Consider the following 233-nt stretch of genomic DNA (forward strand, 5'->3'; position numbering starts at 1 on the left):
GCTCGTGGGACTCGGCGTGTCGTTCCTGCAGGCGATCACGTCGATGCAGGATCAGACGCTTTCGCACGGCGTGAAGCTGATTGCGGTGACAGTCGCGATCGTGATCGCCGCGCCGTTTTCGGCGGCGGCGCTGCTGCACTTCGCGAACGAGATCATGCATACGGCGGTGCCGCAATGACGCGCGTCGGCACACCGTTCAGCGCGGCGGCGCTGACGGCACACGCGGATGCGGC

Annotated in this window: 1 protein-coding gene; it reads left to right on the plus strand. The window is 67.0% G+C overall.

Going from position 1 to position 233, the window contains the following annotated elements; genetic code table 11:
* On the plus strand, nucleotides 1–178 hold a 178-nt coding region (locus SB772_RS45845), incomplete at its 5' end, for an EscS/YscS/HrcS family type III secretion system export apparatus protein (RefSeq protein ID WP_410839256.1).
* Nucleotides 179–233 lie beyond the last annotated feature (55 nt).

The sequence above is a fragment of the Paraburkholderia sp. SIMBA_030 genome, assembly GCF_046535245.1.
Taxonomy (GTDB): domain Bacteria; phylum Pseudomonadota; class Gammaproteobacteria; order Burkholderiales; family Burkholderiaceae; genus Paraburkholderia.